We start from the raw sequence: 21,953 nt of genomic DNA, 5'->3' as shown, positions 1-21,953 counted from the left end.
CGGAAAGTCAACTAGGAGCGCACAGACTTATGCCACCGAAGGCTCGTGCCGGAGCCGCTGTAAAGAAGGTCCGGCGCAAGGAACGCAAGAACGTCGCCCACGGGCAGGCGCACATCAAGAGCACGTTCAACAACACCATCGTGTCCATCACGGACCCGACCGGTGCGGTCATCTCCTGGGCCTCCGCTGGCCAGGTGGGCTTCAAGGGCTCCCGCAAGTCGACTCCGTTCGCCGCGCAGCTGGCCGCCGAGGCTGCCGCGCGTCGCGCCATGGAGCACGGCATGCGCAAGGTCGACGTGTTCGTCAAGGGCCCCGGCTCCGGCCGGGAAACCGCCATCCGTTCGCTGCAGGCCGTGGGCCTCGAGGTCGGGCAGATCGCCGACGTCACCCCGCAGCCGCACAACGGGTGCCGTCCGCCGAAGCGTCGCCGGGTCTGAGAGGTAGAGAGAGATGGCTCGTTACACCGGTGCAGACTGCCGCCGTTGCCGGCGGGAGAAGATGAAGCTGTTCCTCAAGGGCAGCAAGTGCGATGGTCCGAAGTGCCCGTTCGAGTCCCGGCCGTTCCCGCCCGGGCAGCACGGCCGCGGCCGCACGAAGGAGACGGAGTACCTGCTCCAGCTCCGTGAGAAGCAGAAGGCCCGTCGTGTCTACGGCGTGCTGGAGAAGCAGTTCCGCGGTTACTACGAGGAAGCCGTTGGCAAGCAGGCCAAGACCGGTGAGGTCCTCCTGCAGATCCTCGAGTCGCGGCTGGACAACGTCGTTTACCGGGCCGGCTACGCCCACTCGCGGGACATGGCCCGCCAGCTGGTCAAGCACGGTCACTTCACGGTGAACGGCAAGAAGGTCGACATCCCGTCGTACCGCGTCAAGGAGCACGACATCATCGAGGTTCGGGGCAAGAGCAAGGAGCTCACCCCGTTCATCGTCGCGCAGGCCCAGGCCGGCTCGAAGTCGGTTCCGGCATGGCTTGAGGCCATCCCGAGCCAGATGAAGGTGCTCGTGCACTCCCTCCCGGCCCGGCAGGTCATTGACACGCAGGTCCAGGAGCAGTTGATCGTCGAGCTCTACTCCAAGTAGTCCGAGCTCGTTCGGTGGCCCGCCCTTCGGGGCGGGCCACCGGAACAGTTTGTGTCGTGGGCGTCAAATAGCGGGCGCCCCGGAAGAGAAGAGAAAAGATGCTCATCAGCCAGCGACCCTCCCTCTCCGAGGAGTCGATCAACGAGACCCGGTCCCGGTTCGCCATCGAGCCGCTGGAGCCGGGCTTCGGCTACACCCTGGGTAACTCGCTGCGGCGCACGTTGCTGTCGTCGATCCCGGGCGCGGCCGTCACCTCGATCAAGATCGACGGTGTGCTGCACGAGTTCACCACGATCCCCGGTGTCAAGGAGGACGTGGTCGAGCTCGTCATGAACATCAAGGAGCTGTGCGTCAGCTCCGAGCACGACGAGCCGGTCAGCATGTACCTGCGCAAGCAGGGCCCGGGCGACGTGACCGCTGGTGACATTCAGCCGCCGGCTGGCGTCTCGGTGCACAACCCGGATCTCAAGCTCGCCACCCTCAACGGCAAGGGCCGGCTCGACATGGAGCTGACCGTCGAGCGGGGCCGGGGCTACGTGACGGCGGCGCAGAACAAGCAGTCCGGCGCCGAGATCGGCCGGATCCCGGTCGACTCGATCTACTCGCCGGTGCTGAAGGTTACGTACCGCGTCGAGGCGACCCGTGTCGAGCAGCGTACCGACTTCGACCGGCTGATCATCGACGTCGAGACCAAGCCGTCGATGGGTCCGCGCACCGCGCTGGCCTCCGCCGGTTCGACGCTGGTGGAGCTGTTCGGGCTGGCTCGGGAGCTGGACGAGACCGCCGAGGGCATCGACATCGGGCCGTCCCCGCAGGACGCCCAGTTGGCGGCGGACCTTGCCCTGCCGATCGAGGAGCTGGACCTCACCGTCCGCTCCTACAACTGCCTCAAGCGCGAGGGCATCAACTCCGTTGGTGAGCTCATCGGGCGTACCGAGGCCGACCTCCTCGACATTCGCAACTTCGGTCAGAAGTCGATCGACGAGGTCAAGATGAAGCTCGCCGGGATGGGTCTCGGGCTGAAGGACTCGGCTCCGAACTTCGACCCGGCGCACGTCGTGGACACCTTCGGCGAGGCCGACTACGACACCGACGACTACCGCGAGACCGAGCAGCTCTAGTCCGCGCTGCCGCCACAACTGAGGAGCACCAAAAATGCCCACGCCCACCAAGGGCCCCCGCCTCGGCGGCAGCCCCTCGCACGAGCGGCTGATGCTGGCCAACCTGGCCACTGCGCTGTTCCAGCACGGCAAGATCCAGACCACCGAGACGAAGGCCCGGCGGCTGCGCCCGCTGGCCGAGCAGCTCATCACCAAGGCCAAGCGCGGTGACCTCGCCTCGCGGCGGCGGGTGCTGGGTGTCGTCAAGGACAAGGACGTGGTCTACGCCCTGTTCGACCAGATCGCGCCCCGGTACTCCAACCGCCCCGGCGGTTACACCCGGATCGTGAAGACCGGTCCGCGCAAGGGTGACAACGCGCCGATGGCCATCATCGAGCTGGTGGAAGAGCTTCAGGTCGCCGAGCCGAAGGTGAACAAGAAGACCGCCGCCCGCAAGGCCGCGCAGCAGGACAAGGTCGAGGCCCTGGCCCCGGCCGACGAGACCCCGCAGTCGGCTCAGGCCGACCAGGACTCCGAGGCGCCGGTGTCGGCGTCCGGTGACACCGACGCCGCCCGCGAGGACAGCGACGAGGCCACCGAGAACAAGGCCTGATCAAGGGCAACGTCGGGCCCGGCACCCCATCGGGGTGTCGGGCCCGACCCGTAACAGGAGGTACGAGGTGGACGAGCGGATCCGGCTGCGGCTGGACGTCTCGTACGACGGCACGGGCTTTTCCGGCTGGGCTGCCCAGCCGACCCGACGCACCGTCGCGGGGGTGCTCGTCGAGACCCTGGACCTGGTCCTCGGAGCCGGCACGGCCACCGGGCTGACGGTCGCCGGGCGGACCGACGCGGGGGTGCACGCTACCGGGCAGGTCTGCCACCTGGACCTGCCCGTCGACGTGTGGCGGCAGCATGAGGGGCGGCTGCTGCGTCGGCTGGCCCGTCTGCTCCCCACCGACATGCGCGTACGGGCGATGACCGAGGTGCCGGCCGATTTCGACGCCCGGTTCTCGGCCACGTTCCGGCGCTACGAGTACCGGGTCACCGATGCGCCCTTCGGTGCGGAGCCGCTGCGCCGGCACGAGGTGCTGGCCTGGCCGAAGCCGCTGGACCTGGCCGCGCTGAACGCCGCCGCGAACGGCCTGGTGGGGGAGCACGACTTCGCCGCGTACTGCCGGCGCAAGGAGAACGCGACCACGTTGCGCGAGGTGACCCGGTTGGACTGGCGCCGCGACCCGGACGACATCCTGGTCGCCACCGTGCAGGCCGACGCGTTCTGCCAGGCGATGGTGCGCAGCCTGGTGGGGGCGATGCTGGTGGCCGGGGACGGGCGCCGCCCGGTCGAGTGGCCGGGCAGCCTGCTCACCCGCCAGGAGCGGTCCAGCGAGGTGACCGTGGCCCCCGCGCACGGGTTGACCCTGGTCGCCGTCGGTTACCCGGCCGATCCGGCCGAGTACTCACGCCGCGCCGACCTCACCCGCCGACTGCGGGTCCCGATCGAGGGCTGACCGCCGACCACCTGGCGATGGTCAGTCGCCCGGCAACCCGCCGTCGCCGGTGCTGCCGCCCTGGCTCGCGCTGCCGTCGGAGGGCGTCGGTTGGGCGGCGGTGCCGCCGTCGGCCCGCTGTTGCAGCACGCCCCGGCTGAGGTGCAGCTCGATCATGTCGTACAGGATCTCGCGGACCTTGGTGTCACCCGCCTTGATCGCCTCGCCGTCCTCGCGGACCACCAGCGCGTACGCCAGGTAGTGGCCACGGACCTGCCAGCCAACCCGGGCCGGGGCGGTGGTCAGCACGTCGGTGCCGTCGCCGGCGACGAGGCCACGGAACCGGCCCTGCCGCTCGTCGAGGAGTTGGCGTACCCGGTCCCGGGCGCGGTCCGCGCTGACCTTGTCGGTGAGGTTGAACAGGCCGGCGGTGACCAGGTGGTCGCCGTCGGACGTACGTAGCGTGCCCCGGACGACCTGGTTGCAACCGAGGAGAACCAGCAGGTCGGCGACCTCGTCGGTGGCGGCGACCGCGCAACTGCCGCTGGACTGTGTCTTGAGCACCTGGTAGCTCGGCTGGCCGCCGGTGAGCTTCAGTTCCTTGGCGGGGAAGAGTTCCTTGGCGGTGAGCGGGGCCTGGTCGGACTCCCGGGAGTCGAGGGCCGGCCGTTCCGGTGCGGCTGACGTCGGCGCGGCGTTCGGCTGGTACGTCGGGTTGCTCTGCGGTTGCTCGCCGCGATCGATGAGCAGCGCGGCGGCACCGAGGCCGCAGAGTGCGAGCAGCACCAGGACCGCTGCGCCGCCGATCAGCACCTGCCACAGTCGGCCGCCGCCGCGTCGGGCGGGTGGCTCGATCGGCGTGGCCGAGGTGTAGACCTGGCTGCGGGGCGCGGCGGGCGGGACGTCGGCACGAGCCGGCGGTGGCTGCGACGACGGCAGCGAGAGCTGGTTCGCCCGGGGCAGCGACGGCGTGGGGAAGCGTGACGGAGAGGGCCCGGGCGCCGGGGGCGGACCGGCGCCGAGCACCGACAGGTCGGACCCGGGCTCCGGGTACTCCTCGAAAGCGTCCTCATCGGACTCGTACCGATACACCATGTCGCCCAGAGTAGGAGTTATTGTCCCTTTAGGGGGTAATATCGGGGAAATGTGCGCGTGGGCCGTGTCATGGCCGCCCCGGGCCGGTGCGAGAATTGCCGGCGTGACCGGCGACCACTACTTCACCGCTCAGCCCGCCAGCGACGCTCCGCCACGCGAGGTCGAGTTCTCCGTCGCCGACCGCGACTACCGGCTCGTCTCGGCCGGCGGCGTCTTCTCCGCCAGCCGTCTCGACCCGGGCACCGCCGTACTCCTGCGCAAGGCCGACCTACCGGCCGCCGACACCGTCGGTGACCTGCTCGACCTCGGCTGCGGGTTCGGGCCGATCGCGTGCGTGCTGGCCGACCTGGCACCCGCGACCACGGTCTGGGCGGTCGACGTCAACAGCCGGGCCCGCGAGCTGACCGCCGCCAACGCGGCCCGGATCGACGCCGCCGACCGGGTCCGGGTCCGCGCGCCCGACGACGTGCCGGCCGACACCCGGTTCGCCCAGCTCTGGTCCAACCCACCCATCCGCATTGGCAAGGACGAGCTGCACGAACTGCTGCTGCGCTGGCTGCCCCGGCTCGCCCCGGACGGCGTCGGCTGGCTGGTCGTCGCCCGGCACCTCGGCGGCGACTCGCTGCAGCGCTGGCTCACCGAGCACAGCTGGCAGGTCGAGCGGTACGCCAGCCAGAAGGGCTTCCGGGTGCTGCGAGTCACCCGGTAATTGGATGTCCCTCCCGGCCCTTGCTGGGGCAGGATCCCGGCGTGGGATACGTGGACGTGGCAGCGGTCGGGCACATCCTGCCCGACGGTCGGGAACTCTTCGCCGACGTGTCGTTCCGGGTCGGTGAGGGCAGCAAGGTCGCCCTCGTCGGGCCGAACGGCGCGGGAAAGACCACGCTGCTGCGGATGGTCGCCGGTGACCTGCCGGTGCGTACCGGCGTCGTCGCGCGGGCCGGCGGGCTGGGTGTGATGCGCCAGTTCATCGGCATGATCGGCGATGAGTCGACGCTCGCCGACCTGGCGTTGTCGCTGGCCCCGCCGTCACTACGCGACGCCGGCCGGCGGCTCGGTGAGACCGAGGCGGCCATGCGGGCGGCCGAGGCCCACGGCAAGTTCAGCAACGCCGCGGGCAAGGCCCAGCTGGCGTACGCCGACGCGCTGGGCGCCTGGGGCGAGGCCGGCGGGTACGACGCCGAGGTGCTCTTCGACACCGTCGCGACAATCGTGCTCGACCTGACCTGGGACGCCGTGCGGGACCGACCGGTGCGCACCCTCTCCGGCGGCCAGCAGAAGCGCTTCGCGTTGGAGTTGCTGTTGCGCGGCCCGGACGAGGTGCTGCTGCTCGACGAGCCGGACAACTTCCTCGACGTGCCCGGCAAGCGCTGGCTGGAGGCGCGACTGCGCGAGTCGACCAAGTCGGTGCTCTACGTCTCGCACGACCGCGAGTTGCTGGCCCAGAGCGCCGACCGGGTGGTGGCCGTCGAGGGTGGCAGCGCCTGGGTGCACCCGGGCGGTTTCGCCAGCTGGCACTCCGCCCGGGTGGCCCGGCACGCCCGCCTCGACGAGCTGCGTCGACGCTGGGACGAGGAGCACCAGAAGCTGCGCGAGCTGATGCTGATGTACAAGCAGAAGGCCGCGTACAACGACGGGTTGGCCTCGCGCTACCAGGCCGCGCAGACCCGGCTGCGCAAGTTCGAGGAGGCCGGACCGCCACCCGTACCCCCGAAGGACCAGGACATCCGGATGCGGCTGAGTGGCGGGCGGACCGGCAAGCGCGCGGTCATCTGCGAGCAGCTGGAGCTCGACGGCCTGACCTTTCCCTTCGACCTGGAGATCTGGTACGGCGATCGGGTGGCGGTGCTCGGTGCCAACGGCACCGGCAAGTCGCATTTCCTGCGGCTGCTGGCCCGGGGCGGCACCGACCCGGACCCGGCGAACGGGCCGGTCGACGGGGCGGGCGCGCTCGCCCCGGTGGTCCACGACGGTGTGGCCCGGCTGGGTGCCCGGGTCCGCCCCGGGCACTTCTCGCAGACCCACGACCGGCCGGAACTGATGTCGAAGACGCTTGTCGAAATCCTCTGGCGGGGCGACGAGCACCGCACGGGGATGGACCGGCACGCGGCGATGGGAGTGCTCAGCCGTTACGAGTTGGCCGGTCAGGGCGACCAGCGCTTCGGCACGCTCTCCGGTGGTCAGCAGGCCCGTTTCCTGGTGCTGCTGCTGGAGCTGTCCGGGGCGACCCTGCTGCTGCTCGACGAGCCCACCGACAACCTCGACCTGGCCAGCGCGGAGGCCCTCGAAGCGGGCCTCACCGCGTTCGAGGGAACGGTGATCGCGGTCACCCACGACCGCTGGTTCACCCGCTCATTCGACAGGTTCGTGCTGTTCCGAGGCGACAGCGAGGTGGTGGAGACTCCGGAGCCGGTCTGGGACGTCGGGTGATCCCCGCCGACCTGCCCGACCGGCTCTGCGCCGTCGAGGGAGTGGTCGCCGTGGCGCTCGGTGGTAGCCGGGCGCGCGGTGAGCAGCGTCCGGACTCGGACTGGGATCTGGGTCTGTACTACCGGGGTGAGCTGGACGTACGGGCGCTGCGCGCGGTCGCCGTGACGGTTGCCGACGACACCGACGTCGCGCTCACCGCCCCGGGTGGCTGGGGTCCGTGGGTCGACGGCGGTGGTTGGCTGCGGGTCGGTGGAACGGCGGTGGACTGGATCTACCGGGACCTCGACCGGGTGCACCGCATCTGGACGGACTGCCGGACCGGGCGGTTCGAGGTCGGGGTGCAGGCCGGGCACCCACTCGGGTTCTACTCGTCGGCCTACGTCGGTGAGGTGGCGCTGTGTCAGGTGCTCGCGGATCCGACCGGCGAGCTGGCCCGGTTGAAGGAACAGGCCCGGGAGTATCCGCCCGCATTGGCCGATGCCCTGGTGGCGGGCGGTTGGGAGGCTGGGTTTCTGCTGGCCGGCGCGGCCAAGGCCAGCACCGCAGGGGACAGCGGGTACGTCGCCGGCTGCCTGTTCCGGGCGGTCGGGGTGCTCGCCCAGGTGCTGCACGCCCGAGCGGGCCGGTGGCTGGTCAACGAGAAGGGAATGATCGCCGCGGCGGGTCGGCTGCCCGGGGCCCCGCCGGACTTCGAGCGGCGGGCCCAGGCACTCCTCGGTGCCGTCGGCCGCAGCCCCGCCGAGCTGGCCGCCACCATCAGCGCAGCCCGCGAGCTGGTCTCAGAGGTGGTCGGTTGAGCCACCGCCGAGGTGGCCCGCACCAGGCCGGCATAGGGTGGATCTCGTGACTGACATGACCTATCGCCGGCTGGGCGACTCCGGGCTCGTGGTGTCCGTGGTCGGCATCGGCTGCAACAACTTCGGCCGGAAGCTCGACCTCGACGGCACCCGCGCGGTGGTGGACGCCGCTCTGGACGCCGGGATCACCCTGTTCGACACCGCCGACATCTACGGTGAGCCGCAGGGCGCCTCCGAGGAACTGCTCGGGCAGGCGCTCAAGGGACGCCGGGACGACGTGGTGGTGGCCACCAAGTTCGGTATGGACATGAACGGCCTGAACGGACCGGACTTCGGTGCGCGGGGTGCGCGGCGCTACATAGCCCGCGCCGTGGAGGCGTCGCTGCGTCGGCTGGGCACGGACCACATCGACCTCTACCAGATGCACGAGCCCGACCCGGGCACCCCGATCGACGAGACCCTCGCCGCCCTGGATGACCTGGTCCGCGACGGCAAGGTGCGATACCTGGGCAACTCGAACTTCGCCGGCTGGCAGATCGCCGACGCGGACTGGGTCGCCTCGTCCAACGGGCGGTCCCGCTTCATCAGCGCGCAGAACCACTACAGCCTGCTGGAGCGCTCGGTGGAGACCGAGGTCATCCCGGCCTGCGAGCGGTTCGGCCTTGGCATGCTGCCGTTCTTCCCGCTCGCCAACGGGCTGCTCACCGGCAAGTACAAGCGCTCGGGTCAGCCGCCGGCCGGCAGCCGGCTCTCCGGCGGTGGCCGGTACGCGGAGCGGCTCGCCGCAGCCGACTGGGACACCATCGAGGCGATCGAGGCGTACGCGGCCGAGCGGGGGCTGACCATGCTCCAGGTGGCGATCGGCGGGCTGGCCGCCCAGCCGGCGGTGACCTCGGTGATCGCCGGTGCCACCACCGCGGAGCAGGTACGCGCCAACGCCGCCGCCGGTACCTGGGAGCCGAGCGACGAGGACCTGGCGGCGCTGCGCGCCATCCTCTGAGCCCGCGACGGCGAGCGCCGTCGTTCCGTGCGGGTTGTCCGCTGAGCAGCGGGTTCGAGTCGCAGACGACTCGTGTCGATCAAAGCTCTGGCCTGGCGCGAAGCGCCAGGCCAGAGCTTCAGTTGTTCTCCTCAGCGGTGCGTCGGCGGCCGAGCAGGATGCCCACCCCCATCGCGACGGCGACGAGCGCGAGGCCGGCGGCCCCGACCGACCACCACCAGGTGAACCCCTCCCCACTGTCGCGGTTGGGCGTCGGCGAGGGCGTCGGCGATTGCCTCGGGGCCTGCGCCTGCGGCTTGGCCTGCACCACGGCGGTGGCCTCGCTCTGCAACGGAGCGGGGGACTTGACCGTCACCTTCCACTTGCCGCCGGAGAGCACCGGGCCGCTGCTGTAGAAGCCTTGGCCCTCGGGCTGAGGGTCCAGCTGCACCGGCCCGATCTGTTGCCCGTCCGGGCCGGTGGCGGTGAGGACCAACCGCACCACTTTGTCCAGCCGACGACCGTCGGTGTGGGTGGCCTGGATGGTGACCCCCTCGGCCCCGTCACCGGCCACCGTCAGCTTGAGTTTGTCGGCCTGAGCGGCCGCCGGGGCAGCGGAGAGCAGGGTCAGGGCCAGCCCGGCGAACACTGCGGCAAACACCTTGCGGATACCCGTCACGGGCCTCTCCTCATTACTGAAGGGGGAGGCCCCTCCCCGACGCCACGGCGTCGGGGAGGGGCCTCGTCGGATCAGAGCTGGCGACCGGGTGCGAGCCGGGTGGCATCGCCACCGAGCCGCCCGGTGCCCTTGATCGGTTCACCGTCGTTCGCCTTGACGCCGGCCTTGCTGGCCGTGCCGCCGAGCCGGACGATCATGGAGTCGGCGTCCCGGATCAGGACATCCCGGATCTCCGCCTCGGCCACCAGGGTGGCGTCGGCGGCGAGGTTCCGGAAGTCGGTCAGCTGCTTGATCGCCTTGTTGTCGTTGCCGGCCGCCTCTGCCTTGCGGGCCGCGTCCAGCTTCGCGGTCAGCTGCTTGTGCGCCTTGGCCGAGAGCCGCCCCGTCGCCTTGAACCGGTCCAGCAGGTTCTGCATGTCCCGGAACGAGGTGGTGACGAAGAAGCGGACCGCCGAGGTGGTCTCGTTGCCCGCCTTGTCGGTCGCGGTCACGGTCAGCTCGTGCAGGCCGAGCGGCAGCTCGTACATGGCCTGCAGAGTGCCGCTGGTGTACGTCTGGCCGTTCAACTTGCCGACCACGGTCGCGATGCCCGAGGTCGGGTCGACAGCCTGCCAGGACACCCGGACGTCCTGGCTGTCGCCGTAGAGCTGGCCGTCGGCGATCCCGGACACCAGCAGCGTCGGCTTGGTGCCGTCGATGCGCAGCACCGCCGACTTGAGCGTCTCGGCGTTGCCCGCCTTGTCGGTCGAGCGGAACAGCAGCTCGTGCTGCCCGTCACCGCTCACCTCGACCGGCGTCGAGTACGGCGTCCACGCGCCACCGTCCAGCGACCACTCCACCGTCTTGACGCCGGAACCGGCGTCGCTCGAGGTCAACACGACCGGGATCGTCCCGTCGTGCCAGCCGGCGTCGTTCGCCGGAGCGAACGTCGCCGAGGTCACCGGCGCCGTGGCGTCGATCTTGACCGAGACGGTCTTCGTCGACTCCACGTTGCCCGCCTCATCGGTCGAGCGGAACCGCAGCTCGTGCTCGCCATCCCCGGTGACCTCCACCGGTGCGGTGTAATCCGTCCAGGTGGTGGCACCGTCCAGCTGGTACGCCGTACCGGCGAGCCCGCTACCGCCGGCCTCGTCGGCAGCGGTGAGCGTGACCGTCACCGGCCCGGTGTACCACCCGTCGGTCGGGGTGCCGGAAACCGCCGCCGTGGTCACCGGCGCGGTCTCGTCGGCCACCTCCGTGCTGAGCCGGAAGTAGTCGAACGAGGCGGTCTTCGACGCCGTCTGGTTGGCACCGAGGGTGAACAGCCCGACCTTCGGGGTGGCCCCGACCGCGCTGTTGGTCAACGCCGTCAACGCGGTCCAGGTCGTCCCGTCGGCCGAGTACGACGCGGTGAACGTGTCACCGGTACGGGCCAGCCGCAGATGCCACACGGCACCGGTCAGGTTGGCCGCCTCCGGCTGCGGGTTCTGGACCACCCCGGCGATCTCGCTGCGGAACTCGATCCGCCGCGTCACCGCCTGGCCGGCCTGGTTGTCCGCGATGAAGTCGAACTTCAGGTAGTTGTCGTCGTCCGCCTGCACGAGCAGACCGGCCTGCTGGTACTGCTCGTTCAGCAGGCTGCCGTCGACCTTCGTCTCCAGGGTCCAGTCGCCGGACGGCGCGGTCTGGAGGATGAAGTTCTTCGGCCCGGTGTTGTCGGTGCCGTAGATGTCACCGTTGGGCACGTCGATGCGCAGCGAGCCATCGGTGACCCGGTAACCGGCCGGGTCCTCCCGCAGGATCGCGTCCCACCGGCACTTGTCCAACGTCGCGCCGGTGAACTCGTCCGACGGGTCGACCGGCCCAGCCGGGGCGTCCGGCGTCACCTGGAACGAGTCGAACGCGGCGTCCACCACCGGTGCCTCGGTGCCTCCGTTGAGCGCGAAGACCCCGATCCGCGGGTTCGTGATGCCGTCGAGCGCGGCCGATCGGCCGACCGGGGTGAAGGCCTGCCCGTCGGCCGAGACGGCCGCGGTCAGGTTCGTCCCGTCGCTGGTGATCCGCAGGTACACGGTGTCACCCGCCGGTGCGTTGGCGGCGTCGCCGGCCTCGTTGCGCGGCGTGCCGGCGGTCTCCCGGATGAACTCCACCCGCCGGCTGCCGTTGTACAGCAGGTCCAGCTTGGCGTAGTTGTCGTCGTCGCCGTACACCAGGACGCCAGCCTGCTGGTAGTTGGCCGTCACCGGCAGGGTGACCTTGGTGGTCATCTCCCAGGCGCCGGTCGGAGCCGCCTGGAGCACCAGGTTGGTGGCGTCGTTGCGAGCGCCGTAGAGGTCACCCACCGAGGTGGGCAGCCGCAGCGCGCCGCCAGTGAGCGAGTAGAGCTGGTTCTCCCGGACCACGCTGGTCCACCGGCCCTTGTCGAGGGTGTTGCCGTTGAAGTCGTCCGAACGCGCTCCGAAGCAGGACGTGTCCGGAGCGTTCACCCGCACCGGCACCGTGGCGTACGACTTGGCACCCTTGCTGTCGGTCACCGTGAGGGTGGCCGTGAAGGTGCCCGGGCTGGCGTAGGTGTGGCTGGCGTCCAGGGTGGTCGCCGTGCCTCCGTCACCGAAGTCCCAGGCGTACGTCAGCGGGGTGTTCCCGTCGGCGTCGGTGGCCGTGCCGTCGAAGGCGACGGTGACCGGCGCGGTGCCGGTCGCCGGGGTGGCCGTGGCGCTGACCGTCGGCGGCGCGTTCTCGGTGACACCGCGGCCGACGAAGTCCATCCAGTTGACGTTGAACAGCGAGCCCGTCCCGCCGTTCGGGTCGCGGGCCAGGAAGTACAGCGAACCGCTCGCGGCACCGGTGACCGGCGCGCTCACGTCCGTGTACGTCTGCCAGCCGCCCGTCGCCGGCACGGTGGCCGTGGCGACCACCGGTCCGTCAACCGCACCCGCGCGGACCTCGATCCGACCGCCAGCGGCGGCCGAGGCGGCCCGGAACCGGATCTCGGTGATGTTGGTCAGGTCCGCAGGGGCCACCGACCACCAGTCGCCGTCCTCGATGAACCCGATGTTCTGACCACCGCCGGCGGTGTCGGCGCCGGTCTCCCGCTGCACGCCGGCGTCTCCACCGCCGGTGCTCACCGGGGCGCGCCCGGTGGCGGTGAAGAACTCGGCCTGCTTCTGCTTCGGCTGCAGAACCTCGATCGACCGGCCGGTGAGCGAGGCGGAACCGCCCGCACCGCCCTCGTCGGTGTAGGTGGCCTCGAAGACCGCGAAGACGTTCGCCTCGGCGCCGTGCCCGGAGGCGAGCGACGTCTGGACGGTGCCGGTGCAGCCGGTGTGCTGCTCCAGCGGGTGGGCGTGCTCGTCGTGACCGAGCAGCACCTGCAACTGCACCTTGTCGCAGTCGACCTGCCCGTCCTCCGGGTCGGTCACCTTGATGGTGTAGCGGACCTGGTCACCCCAGTTGAAGAAGCCACCGTCCGGCGGGAACTCGATGGTCACCGTCGGCGCGGTGTTGCCCACGGTGATCGGCACGTTGGCCACCGCGGTACGGCCCTTCGGGTTGGTGACCGTGAGCTGGGCGGTGTAGTTGCCCGCCGTGGCGTAGGTGTGCGTCGGGTTCGCCTCGGTGGAGGTCTGCCCGTCACCGAACGTCCAGGCGTAGGTGAGCGTGCCACCGTCCGGATCCCGGGATCCGGAGCTGGAGAAGGTGACAGTCAACGGCGCCGCACCCGACGTCGGGGTGGCGGACGCCGCCGCGATCGGCGCGCGGTCACCAGCGATGTAGTCGATCCGGTAGATGCCCGAGTTGTCGTTGTTGCCGCCGAAGCCGCTGCCCCACTCGATCAGGTACAGGGCGCCGTCCGGGCCGAACTCGAAGTCCATCGGCCGGACCATGCTCATCCCGGTGAGCAACTGGTTGATGTCCACCAGCGACTTGCCGTCGGCGGTCACCTGCATCGTGTACATCTTGTTCTGGTTCCACTCGCCGAGCAGCGCCTTGCCGTCGTAGTACGCCGGCCACTTGCGGGTGGAGTTGAGGTCGGCGTCGTAGCGGTAGACCGGGCCGCCCATCGGGGCGCCACCGCCGCCGATCTCCGGGTAACGCGCGTCACCGGCGTACCCGTAGTCGACGGTCGCGGGAACGACCGGCGGGAGGTTGGTCAGGCCGGTGTTGTTGGGCGAGTTGTTCACCGGCGCGGCGCAGTCGAACTTCGCCCCGCTCGGACCGGACGGGAACGTGTAGTCGTTGTAGGCCTCGTTCGTCCCGGTGCAGTACGGCCAGCCGTAGTTGCCGGGGGTCACGATGTTCCACTCGACCAGGCCACGGGGGCCCCGGGTCGGGTTGTCCGCGTTGGCGTCCGGCCCGTAGTCCGCGACGTACAGCGTGTTGGTCTTCGGGTCGGTGCCGATCCGGAATGGGTTGCGGAAGCCCATCGCGTAGATCTCGGGACGGGTCTTCTCGGTGCCCGGCGCGAAGAGGTTGCCCGTCGGGACGGTGTACGTCCCGTCGTCCTCCGGGTGGATACGGATCACCTTGCCGCGCAGGTCGTTGGTGTTGGCCGAGGTGCGCTGCGAGTCGAAGTCCTGGCGGCCCGGCCGCTCGTCGATCGGCGAGTACGAGTTCGACTCGAACGGGTTGGTGTTGTCACCGGTGGCCAGGTAGAGGTTGCCGGCGCTGTCGAAGGTCATGCTGCCGCCAGCGTGGCAGCAGGTGTTGCGCTGCGTGTCGACCCGCAGCACCTGCTTCTCGCTGGCCAGGTCGATCGTGTCGCCGGTCACCGTGAACCGGGACAGCAGGTTGCGGGTGACGCCGTCGTTCGGCGCGTAGTAGAGGTACACCCACTTGTTGGTGGCGAAGTCCGGGTCGAGCCGGATGCCGATCAGACCGTCCTCGTTGCCGGTGAAGACGTCCAGGTCGACGGCGGTGACGGTGCTGCCGGTGTCCGGCTTCACGATCTGCACGCGACCGTCGCGCTCGATGTAGAAGACGCGCCCGTCGGGGGCGATGTCCAACTCCATCGGGTTGCTGGTGTTGCTGTCCAGCGCGACCTTCTCGAAGTTGGAGGTCTTCGAGGCGCCGCAGTCCGCGTCCACCATACCGGCCGCGGTCTGGATGCCGCCGAGCAGGTGGGAGAGGAACTCGGGCTCGGCGTACGACTCCCGGGTGTGTCCACCACCGGTGTACCAGGAGCGGCCGCCGTCGAAGTCCTGGCACCAGGCGGTCGGGTGGTCGGCGCCCATCGCCCCGGCGCCCGGGGTGTAGCTCTTCTCGTCCAGGCTCGCCAGCACGTGCACGTCGGGCCGCGGGTTGGTCTGGAAGTTGTACCACTCGTCGAAGCGGGACCAGCGGTCCGGCAGCGTGGCGGTGGACGGGTGGGCGTGGTCCTCCACCTTGACCGTGGCCTGCTGGTTGGCCGGGTGGTTGGCGAAGTACGCGCCGACCAGGTCGCCGTACCAGGCCCAGCTGTACTCGGTGTCCGATGCGGCGTGGATGCCGACGTAGCCGCCGCCGGCCTTCACGTAGCGCTCGAATGCCGCCTGCTGGTCGGCGTTGAGCACGTCACCGGTGGTGGAAAGCCAGATCACCGCCTTGTACTTCGCGAGGTTGGCGTCGCTGAATGCGGCGCCGTCCTCGGAACTGTCCACGGTGAATCCGTTGGCGGCACCGAGTTGTTGGATGGCGGCGATGCCGGTGGGGATGGAGTCGTGCCGGAAGCCGGCGGTCTTGGAGAAGACCAGGACGGAGTAGGGATCGTCGGCGGCCTTCGCTACCTTCGGCGCCGCCTGGGTGACCGGGGCGGCGGCTGGTGCTTCTCGTGGGGGGACCTGCGTGGCCGTCGGTGCCGCCTGGGCGGGCGCACCGAACAGCGTCGTCGAGGCGAGAGCTAGGGAGATGAAGGTCGCGGTGATGGGTAAGCGGGCACGACGAGAACGGGACACGCCGCCTCCTGTGTCGTAGTGACAGAGCTCGCGGGAGTCGGCTCGCCGAACGCCCTCCCAGATGGAGTCGGCGGTTACACCGTGCCAGGATGCCCCGCCGACATTTTGTCGAATCGCTGAACAAATTAATTCGGCTGTCTCAATGTCCGGCAAGATGCCGGCGGGTAACGGTTCGGTAACGGCGGGCGACATTCCGAACAGGACCGCACGAAACGGCCCATCGATTTCGCTCGTTGCCACGGCGGTCCGGCTGACCAGTCGCCGCCGAGACCTCGCCTTGGCAGACCGGCGGATCTGTCGTACGGTGACACGCAAGTAACCCACGGGAGCCCGGTGTACCGGGCTGAGAGGGGGGCTGACAGCCCCCGACCGTTGAACCTGATCCGGGTAATGCCGGCGCAGGGAGGAGCGTTGCCGTGCCGTCCCTAGGACGACTGCATCTGATCACCGACACCCGACCCGGGCGGGACCCGCTCACTGTGGTCCGGGCCGCCCTCACGGCGGCCCGCGCGGACCTGGTGGTGCAGGTCCGGGTCGAGGATTCCGCCACCGACCGCGAGGCGTACGACCTGGCCCGGCGGGTGCTGGCGCTCTGCGCGCCGTACCAGGCGACCTGCCTGGTCAACGACAGGTTGCACGTGGCGCTGGCGGTGGGCGCCGCCGGCGGGCACGTCGGAGCCGACGACCTGCCGGTCGCCGCCGCCCGCCGGGTGCTCGGCCCGACCGGGGTGCTCGGAGCCACCGCTCGCGCGCCGGGACCAGCGACCTCGGCCGTCGCGGCGGGAGCCAGCTACCTGGGTGTCGGACCGTGCCACCCCACCAGCACCAAGTCCGGCCTGCCGGACCCCATCGGAGCCGCGGGGGTACGCGCTGTCGTCGACGCCGTCGACGTACCGGTCATCGCGATCGGGGGAGTGACCGCAGCCCGGGTGCCGGCGCTGCGGGCCGCCGGGGCGTACGGGGTGGCGGTGGTCGGTGCGGTGTCCGGCGCCGCCGACCCGGCGCGGGCGACCGCCGAACTGATCGAGGCCCTGACGTGCTGACCGGCCGGTCGGAGTCAGCGCCGTCGAGCGACCGGGTCCGGCCGGACGTGGCGGTGGTGGGGGCCGGGCCGATCGGGCTGGCGATCGCCTGGCGCTGCGCCGCCCGAGGACTGCGGGTGGTGGTGCACGATCCGGCACCCGGCTCGGGGGCGTCGGCGGTGGCCGCCGGCATGCTCGCCCCGGTCGCCGAGGCGTACTTCGGTGAGCGGCAGTTGACCGAGCTGCTGCTGGCGTCCGCCGCCCGCTGGGCGACGTTCGCCGCCGAGCTGACCGAAGCGACCGGCGCCGACATCGGCTACCGGACCGAGGGCACCCTGATGGTCGGGCTGACCGGCGACGACCTGGCCGAGGCGGGGCGGCTCTGGGCGTACCAGCAGGGGTTGGGTCTGCCCGTGACCCTGCTGCGCCCCACCGAGCTGCGCGACCGCGAGCCGGCGCTCGCCCCGCGGGTGCGCGGCGGCGCGCTCGCGCCCACCGACCACCAGGTCGACCCCCGGTTGCTGCTGCCGGCGCTGCGCACGGCCGCGCAGCGGGCCGGCGCGGTGCTCGTGCCGCAAGCCGTCCGGGCCGTGTCCGATCTGGACGCCCGGGTCACCGTGGTCGCCGCCGGCTGTGGGGCCGCCGCACTCACCGGCCTGCCCGTCCGACCGGTGAAAGGCCAGATCCTCCGGCTCCGCGCGCCCGATGGCGTCGCGCCGGGCTTCCGGCACGTGATCCGGGGGTACGCCGACGGCGAGCCCGTCTACCTGGTGCCCCGAGCCGACGGCGAGGTCGTGCTCGGCGCGACGGTCGAGGAACGGTCCGACACCACGGTCACCGCCGGCGCCGTGCAACGCCTGCTCCGCGCCGGCGTCGACCTGCTGCCCGAGTTGGCCGAGTACGACCTGGTCGAAGCGGTCGCCGGGCTGCGCCCGGGCACCCCGGACAACGCACCGATCCTCGGGCCACTGCCCGGCCGGCCGGACGTCCTGGCCGCCACCGGGCACCACCGACACGGCGTCGTGCTCACCCCGATCACCGCCGACCTGATCACCGACCTGGTGCTCACCGGCGTACCCGATCCGCTGCTCGCTCCCTTCCTGCCGGACCGGTTCGTCGGCGCGGCCGACGGTGGCGCACCTGAACCGACGATGGTGGGGGACCTGTGGAGTTGACGGTGAACGGGGCTGGGCGCAGCGTCCCCGGCGGTGCGTCGGTGGCGGACCTGGTCCGCGACGTCGTGCCTCAGCAACGTGGGGTGGCGGTCGCGGTGAACGGTGAGGTGGTGCCCCGCGCCGGCTGGACGACCACGGCGCTGCGCGACGGTGACCGGGTCGAGGTGCTCACCGCGGCGCAGGGCGGGTGAGCGGGGTGCCATTCGAGTTGGGTGGGGAGACGTTCACCTCGCGGCTGATCCTCGGCACCGGCGGCGCCGCGAACCTGCAGGTGCTGGAGCAGGCGATCCGGGCGTCCGGCACCGAGCTGGTCACCCTGGCGCTGCGCCGGGTGGGCACGGCGCCGGGCTCCTCCGGCGGGCTGCTGGAGCTGCTGGACCGGTGCGGGGTACGGCTGCTGCCGAACACGGCCGGCTGCCACACCGCGACCGAGGCGGTGAAGGTGGCCCGACTGGCCCGGGACGCGTTCGACACCGATTGGATCAAGCTGGAGGTGATCGGCGACGAGCGGACGCTGCTGCCCGACGGGGTGGAACTGCTCCGCGCCGCCGAGGAGTTGGTCGCCGATGGTTTCACCGTGCTGCCGTACACCAGTGACGACCCGGTGCTCGCCCGCCGGCTCGCCGACGTGGGCTGTGCCGCGGTGATGCCGGCCGGCTCGCCGATCGGTTCGGGGCTCGGCATCGGCAACCCGCACCACATCCGGCTCATCCGCCAGGGTGTCGACGTGCCGGTGATCCTCGATGCCGGCATCGGCACCGCCTCCGACGCCGCCCTGGCCATGGAGTTGGGCTGCGACGCAGTGCTGCTGGCCAGCGCCGTCACCCGAGCCGCCGACCCGGTGGCGATGGCCACCGCGATGCGGTACGCGGTGGAGGCCGGCCGCCTGGCGGCCAGCGCCGGCCGGATCGCCCGCCGTTTCCACGCCCTCCCCTCCACCTCCGATGAGGGAAGACCCGACCTGTGACCCCGCCGTCCGGTGTTGTCGTGTTGACCGACCGGCTTGTCGCGCGGGGCGGGCTCGCCCGGGTCGTGGCGGGGGCGGTGGCCGGGGGAGTGCGCTGGGTGGTGCTGCGGGAGAAGGACCTGCCCCGCACCGAGCGCGCCGCCCTCGCCACCGACCTGCGCGCGATCCTCGCCGAGGTCGACGGAACCCTCATCGTGGCCGGCCCCGACCCGCTCGACGGCGATGCCGTCCACCTGCCGGCCGCCGGCCCGTACCCGCCGCCGCCCCACCGGCTGGTCGGCCGCTCCTGCCACAACGACACGGAACTGGACCGCCTGACCACCGAGCACTACGCCACCATCTCCCCGGTCTACCACAGCAGAACAAAGCCGGGTTACGGCCCACCACTAGGACCGGAAGGCCTGCGAAAGCTGGTCGACGCCAGCCCCGTGCCGCTGCTGGCCCTAGGCGGAGTGGAAACCCCACAACAGGTAACCGCCTGCGTCCAAGCAGGAGCCACCGGAGTAGCAGTACTGGGCGCACTAATGCGAGCCAAAGACCCCGCCGAAACAGCCACCATCCTGACCAGCGCCTATGTCGAGGCGGTAACCCCTGAGCTGACCCAAACCCGGCACGGAGGCACCAGGTCCCCACGCGCGGGGCTGCGGCCGACCGTGCCCACGCAGGGATCAAGCCTGACCGCCCGGAGTGGGCACGGTCGGCCGCAGCCCCAAACCGCAACCAAACACGAGGAAAAATGACCCCGCGAACACTGCTGACCATCGCCGGCTCGGACTCCGGCGGCGGTGCTGGCATCCAGGCTGATCTCAAGGTCTTCGCCGCGCTGGGCGCGTACGGCACCAGCATCCTCACGGCGGTCACCGCGCAGAACACCCGGGGTGTCGACGCCGTGCTGCCGTTGCCGCCGCGCACCGTCACTGAGCAACTGGAGAGCGTCCTCGGTGACTTCACCATCGGCGCGGTCAAGACGGGGATGCTCGGCACTCCGGCGGTCGCCGACGTGGTGGCCGACGTCGCGAGGGACGGTCGGCTGCCCCAACTCGTCGTCGATCCGGTGCTGGTAGCCACCAGTGGTCATCGGCTCGGTGTGGTGGGCGCGGTGGAGCGGCTGCTGCCGTACGCCAGGGTGGCGACACCGAACTGTGCGGAGGCCGCGGCCATCACCGGGCGCCCGGTGGACGACGTGGCCGGGATGGTCGTGGCCGCCGAAGCCCTCGTGGCGGGCGGCTCGGAATACGTGGTGGTCACGGGCGGTGACCTGGACGGGGGCGAAGCGGTCGACGTGCTGCACGGCGGCGGCGTCACCACCCTGCTGCGCGCGCCCCGGGTGACCACCCGGCACACCCACGGCACCGGATGTTCGTTCTCGGCGGCGATCGCCGTGCGGCTCGCGTTGGGCGATCCGGTGCCGGCGGCGGTGGGGGCCGCCAAGGAGTACGTGCTCCGCGCGCTGACCGGCGCGCGGGGTTGGGAGCTGGGCGCGGGACGTGGGCCGCTGGACCACTTCGGCTGGTCCGCTTGATCACCAGGGAGGCTGTCATGCAGGCACGAGGCAAGGTGTACGTCGAGGGTTCACGGCCGGACGTCCGGGTGCCGTTCGCGGAGGTGGAGCTGACCGGTGACCATCCGCCGGTGCGGCTCTACGACACGTCGGGTCCCGGATCTGATCCTGAGGTGGGGCTGCCGCCGCTGCGCGGACCGTGGATCGCCGAGCGGGGTGATGTGGCGCCGGTGCGGGGTGCGGGCACGCCGCTCGCCGGGGTGGACGGTCGCCGGCCCACGCAGCTGGCGTACGCGCGGGCCGGCGTGGTGACGCCGGAGATGGAGTTCGTGGCGATCCGGGAGAACGTCGACCCGGAGTTGGTGCGGGCCGAGATCGCCGCCGGTCGGGCGGTGCTGCCGCTCAACGTGAACCACCCGGAGTGCGAGCCGGCGATCATCGGTAAGGCGTTCCTGGTCAAGGTGAACGCCAACATCGGCACCTCGGCGGTCAGCTCGTCGGTCGCCGAGGAGGTGGAGAAGCTGACCTGGGCCACCCGGTGGGGTGCGGACACCGTGATGGACCTGTCCACCGGCAAGCGGATCCACGAGACCCGCGAGGCGATCGTGCGGAATTCGTCGGTGCCGATCGGGACGGTCCCGATCTACCAGGCGTTGGAGAAGGTCGGCGGCGACCCGGTGAAGTTGAGCTGGGAGGTGTTCCGGGAGACCGTGATCGAGCAGGCTGAGCAGGGCGTGGACTACATGACGGTGCACGCCGGGGTGCTCCTGCCGTACGTGCCGCTGGCCGTGGACCGGGTGACCGGGATCGTGTCCCGAGGCGGCTCGATCATGGCGGCGTGGTGCCTGGCGCACCACGAGGAGAACTTCCTCTACACGAACTTCGAGGAGCTGTGTGCGCTGCTCGCGAAGTACGACGTGACGTTCTCCCTCGGCGACGGGCTGCGGCCCGGCTCGATTGCCGACGCCAACGACGAGGCGCAGTTCGCCGAGCTGCGCACCCTTGGCGAGCTGACGACTGTCGCCTGGGCGTACGACGTGCAGGTGATGATCGAGGGCCCCGGCCACGTGCCCATGCACAAGATCAAGGAGAACGTGGACCTGCAGCAGGAGTGGTGCCACGAAGCGCCCTTCTACACGCTCGGCCCGTTGACCACCGACATCGCTCCGGCGTACGACCACATCACCTCGGCGATCGGCGCCGCGATGATCGGAATGTTCGGCACCGCGATGCTCTGCTACGTCACGCCCAAGGAGCACCTCGGCCTGCCGGACCGTGACGATGTGAAGGCCGGCGTGATCGCGTACAAGATCGCGGCACACGCGGCGGACCTGGCGAAGGGGCACCCCGGCGCGCAGGACTGGGACGACGCGCTGTCGAAGGCACGGTTCGAGTTCCGGTGGGAGGACCAGTTCAACCTCTCGCTGGACCCGGAGACGGCGCGTTCGTACCACGACGCGACGCTGCCCGCGGAACCGGCGAAGACGGCGCACTTCTGCTCGATGTGCGGCCCGAAGTTCTGCTCCATGAAGATCACCCAGGAGCTCAAGGAGTACGCCGCCCGCGGCATGAAGGACAAGTCGGAGGAGTTCGTCTCCGGCGGCGGACGGGTCTACCTGCCGCTCGCCTGACTGTCCCGCACTCTGGCCGGCGGCCGGCGGTGACTGTCGGTCACTTCCGTTGGGGGCGGATGCGGTAATGAGCGGTATACCTCAGAGTCATATTTATA

At 70.8% G+C, this 21,953-nt stretch carries 19 protein-coding genes and 1 riboswitch; of the genes, 16 read left to right on the top strand and 3 right to left on the bottom strand.

Annotated elements, in window-relative coordinates:
- The first annotated feature begins 29 nt into the window (after window positions 1-29).
- The 5 genes from rpsK to truA all read left to right on the top strand — a co-directional run bounded on the left by rpsK (window position 30) and on the right by truA (window position 3,688).
- Window positions 30-437 (top strand): 30S ribosomal protein S11, encoded by a 408-nt coding sequence (gene rpsK, locus JOD64_RS10625; RefSeq protein ID WP_030329919.1) that lies wholly within the window; start codon window positions 30-32, stop codon window positions 435-437.
- Window positions 438-450: 13 nt separating this feature from the next.
- Window positions 451-1,077, top strand: coding sequence for a 30S ribosomal protein S4 (gene rpsD / locus JOD64_RS10620; RefSeq protein ID WP_204942093.1), 627 nt, complete (start codon window positions 451-453; stop codon window positions 1,075-1,077).
- A gap of 98 nt (window positions 1,078-1,175) precedes the next feature.
- Complete coding sequence (locus tag JOD64_RS10615; RefSeq protein WP_007465227.1) at window positions 1,176-2,198, top strand: DNA-directed RNA polymerase subunit alpha; 1,023 nt, start codon at window positions 1,176-1,178, stop codon at window positions 2,196-2,198.
- Window positions 2,199-2,232: 34 nt separating this feature from the next.
- Window positions 2,233-2,790, top strand: coding sequence for a 50S ribosomal protein L17 (rplQ, locus tag JOD64_RS10610; protein ID WP_110563087.1), 558 nt, complete (start codon window positions 2,233-2,235; stop codon window positions 2,788-2,790).
- A gap of 67 nt (window positions 2,791-2,857) precedes the next feature.
- The gene (gene truA, locus JOD64_RS10605; protein WP_204942092.1) at window positions 2,858-3,688 is read left to right on the top strand and encodes a tRNA pseudouridine(38-40) synthase TruA; all 831 of its coding nucleotides are present in this window, start codon (window positions 2,858-2,860) and stop codon (window positions 3,686-3,688) included.
- Window positions 3,689-3,709: 21 nt separating this feature from the next.
- On the opposite strand, the gene JOD64_RS10600 is transcribed toward truA, so the two are convergent.
- Window positions 3,710-4,762 (bottom strand): hypothetical protein, encoded by a 1,053-nt coding sequence (locus JOD64_RS10600; RefSeq protein ID WP_204942091.1) that lies wholly within the window; start codon window positions 4,760-4,762, stop codon window positions 3,710-3,712.
- 103 nt (window positions 4,763-4,865) lie between these two features.
- Between JOD64_RS10600 and JOD64_RS10595 the strand changes: the two genes are divergently transcribed.
- From JOD64_RS10595 to JOD64_RS10580, 4 genes are read left to right on the top strand one after another with little or no spacing between them, the layout of a single operon-like run.
- Complete coding sequence (locus JOD64_RS10595) at window positions 4,866-5,471, top strand: class I SAM-dependent methyltransferase (protein ID WP_204942090.1); 606 nt, start codon at window positions 4,866-4,868, stop codon at window positions 5,469-5,471.
- 41 nt (window positions 5,472-5,512) lie between these two features.
- Window positions 5,513-7,192, top strand: a complete 1,680-nt coding sequence (locus tag JOD64_RS10590; protein WP_204942089.1) for an ABC-F family ATP-binding cassette domain-containing protein — start codon at window positions 5,513-5,515, stop codon at window positions 7,190-7,192.
- Window positions 7,189-7,989, top strand: a complete 801-nt coding sequence (locus JOD64_RS10585) for a nucleotidyltransferase domain-containing protein (protein WP_204942088.1) — start codon at window positions 7,189-7,191, stop codon at window positions 7,987-7,989. The genes JOD64_RS10590 and JOD64_RS10585 overlap by 4 nt, the downstream gene beginning before the upstream one ends.
- A 37-nt stretch (window positions 7,990-8,026) precedes the next feature.
- Window positions 8,027-8,989: an aldo/keto reductase gene (locus JOD64_RS10580; RefSeq protein WP_204942087.1), complete on the top strand. Its 963-nt coding sequence runs from the start codon at window positions 8,027-8,029 to the stop codon at window positions 8,987-8,989.
- Window positions 8,990-9,107: 118 nt separating this feature from the next.
- Here JOD64_RS10580 and JOD64_RS10575 read toward each other — a convergent pair whose 3' ends face one another.
- Both JOD64_RS10575 and JOD64_RS10570 read right to left on the bottom strand, forming a co-directional pair.
- Window positions 9,108-9,647 carry a hypothetical protein gene (locus JOD64_RS10575; RefSeq protein ID WP_204942086.1) on the bottom strand — a complete coding sequence of 180 codons (540 nt, stop codon included), beginning with the start codon at window positions 9,645-9,647 and terminating at the stop codon, window positions 9,108-9,110.
- A gap of 71 nt (window positions 9,648-9,718) precedes the next feature.
- Window positions 9,719-15,559: a ThuA domain-containing protein gene (locus JOD64_RS10570; protein WP_204942085.1), complete on the bottom strand. Its 5,841-nt coding sequence runs from the start codon at window positions 15,557-15,559 to the stop codon at window positions 9,719-9,721.
- Between the two features lie 312 nt (window positions 15,560-15,871).
- A riboswitch (TPP riboswitch) is annotated at window positions 15,872-15,981 on the top strand.
- Here JOD64_RS10570 and thiE point away from each other — a divergent pair.
- From thiE to thiC, 7 genes are all read left to right on the top strand, one after another.
- Window positions 15,976-16,602: a thiamine phosphate synthase gene (thiE, locus tag JOD64_RS10565; RefSeq protein WP_204942084.1), complete on the top strand. Its 627-nt coding sequence runs from the start codon at window positions 15,976-15,978 to the stop codon at window positions 16,600-16,602. (Overlaps the previous riboswitch by 6 nt.)
- The gene (gene thiO / locus JOD64_RS10560) at window positions 16,596-17,756 is read left to right on the top strand and encodes a glycine oxidase ThiO (RefSeq protein ID WP_372434132.1); all 1,161 of its coding nucleotides are present in this window, start codon (window positions 16,596-16,598) and stop codon (window positions 17,754-17,756) included. The genes thiE and thiO overlap by 7 nt, the downstream gene beginning before the upstream one ends.
- A complete protein-coding gene (gene thiS, locus JOD64_RS10555; protein WP_204942083.1) occupies window positions 17,747-17,947 on the top strand; it encodes a sulfur carrier protein ThiS in 201 nt (66 codons plus the stop codon). Before thiO ends, thiS begins: the two co-directional genes overlap by 10 nt.
- Window positions 17,944-18,723 carry a thiazole synthase gene (locus JOD64_RS10550; protein WP_204942082.1) on the top strand — a complete coding sequence of 260 codons (780 nt, stop codon included), beginning with the start codon at window positions 17,944-17,946 and terminating at the stop codon, window positions 18,721-18,723. Before thiS ends, JOD64_RS10550 begins: the two co-directional genes overlap by 4 nt.
- Complete coding sequence (locus tag JOD64_RS10545; RefSeq protein WP_204942081.1) at window positions 18,720-19,463, top strand: thiamine phosphate synthase; 744 nt, start codon at window positions 18,720-18,722, stop codon at window positions 19,461-19,463. The genes JOD64_RS10550 and JOD64_RS10545 overlap by 4 nt, the downstream gene beginning before the upstream one ends.
- Window positions 19,460-20,245 (top strand): bifunctional hydroxymethylpyrimidine kinase/phosphomethylpyrimidine kinase, encoded by a 786-nt coding sequence (thiD, locus tag JOD64_RS10540; protein ID WP_204942080.1) that lies wholly within the window; start codon window positions 19,460-19,462, stop codon window positions 20,243-20,245. Before JOD64_RS10545 ends, thiD begins: the two co-directional genes overlap by 4 nt.
- A gap of 17 nt (window positions 20,246-20,262) precedes the next feature.
- Entirely contained in the window at window positions 20,263-21,855 is a 1,593-nt protein-coding gene (thiC, locus tag JOD64_RS10535) for a phosphomethylpyrimidine synthase ThiC (RefSeq protein WP_204942079.1), read from the top strand.
- The last annotated feature ends 98 nt before the right edge of the window (window positions 21,856-21,953 follow it).

It is taken from the genome of Micromonospora luteifusca, assembly GCF_016907275.1.
Taxonomy (GTDB): Bacteria; Actinomycetota; Actinomycetes; order Mycobacteriales; family Micromonosporaceae; genus Micromonospora; species Micromonospora luteifusca.
Note: the sequence above shows the minus strand (reverse complement) of the source record. Positions and strands in the feature narration are given on the sequence as shown.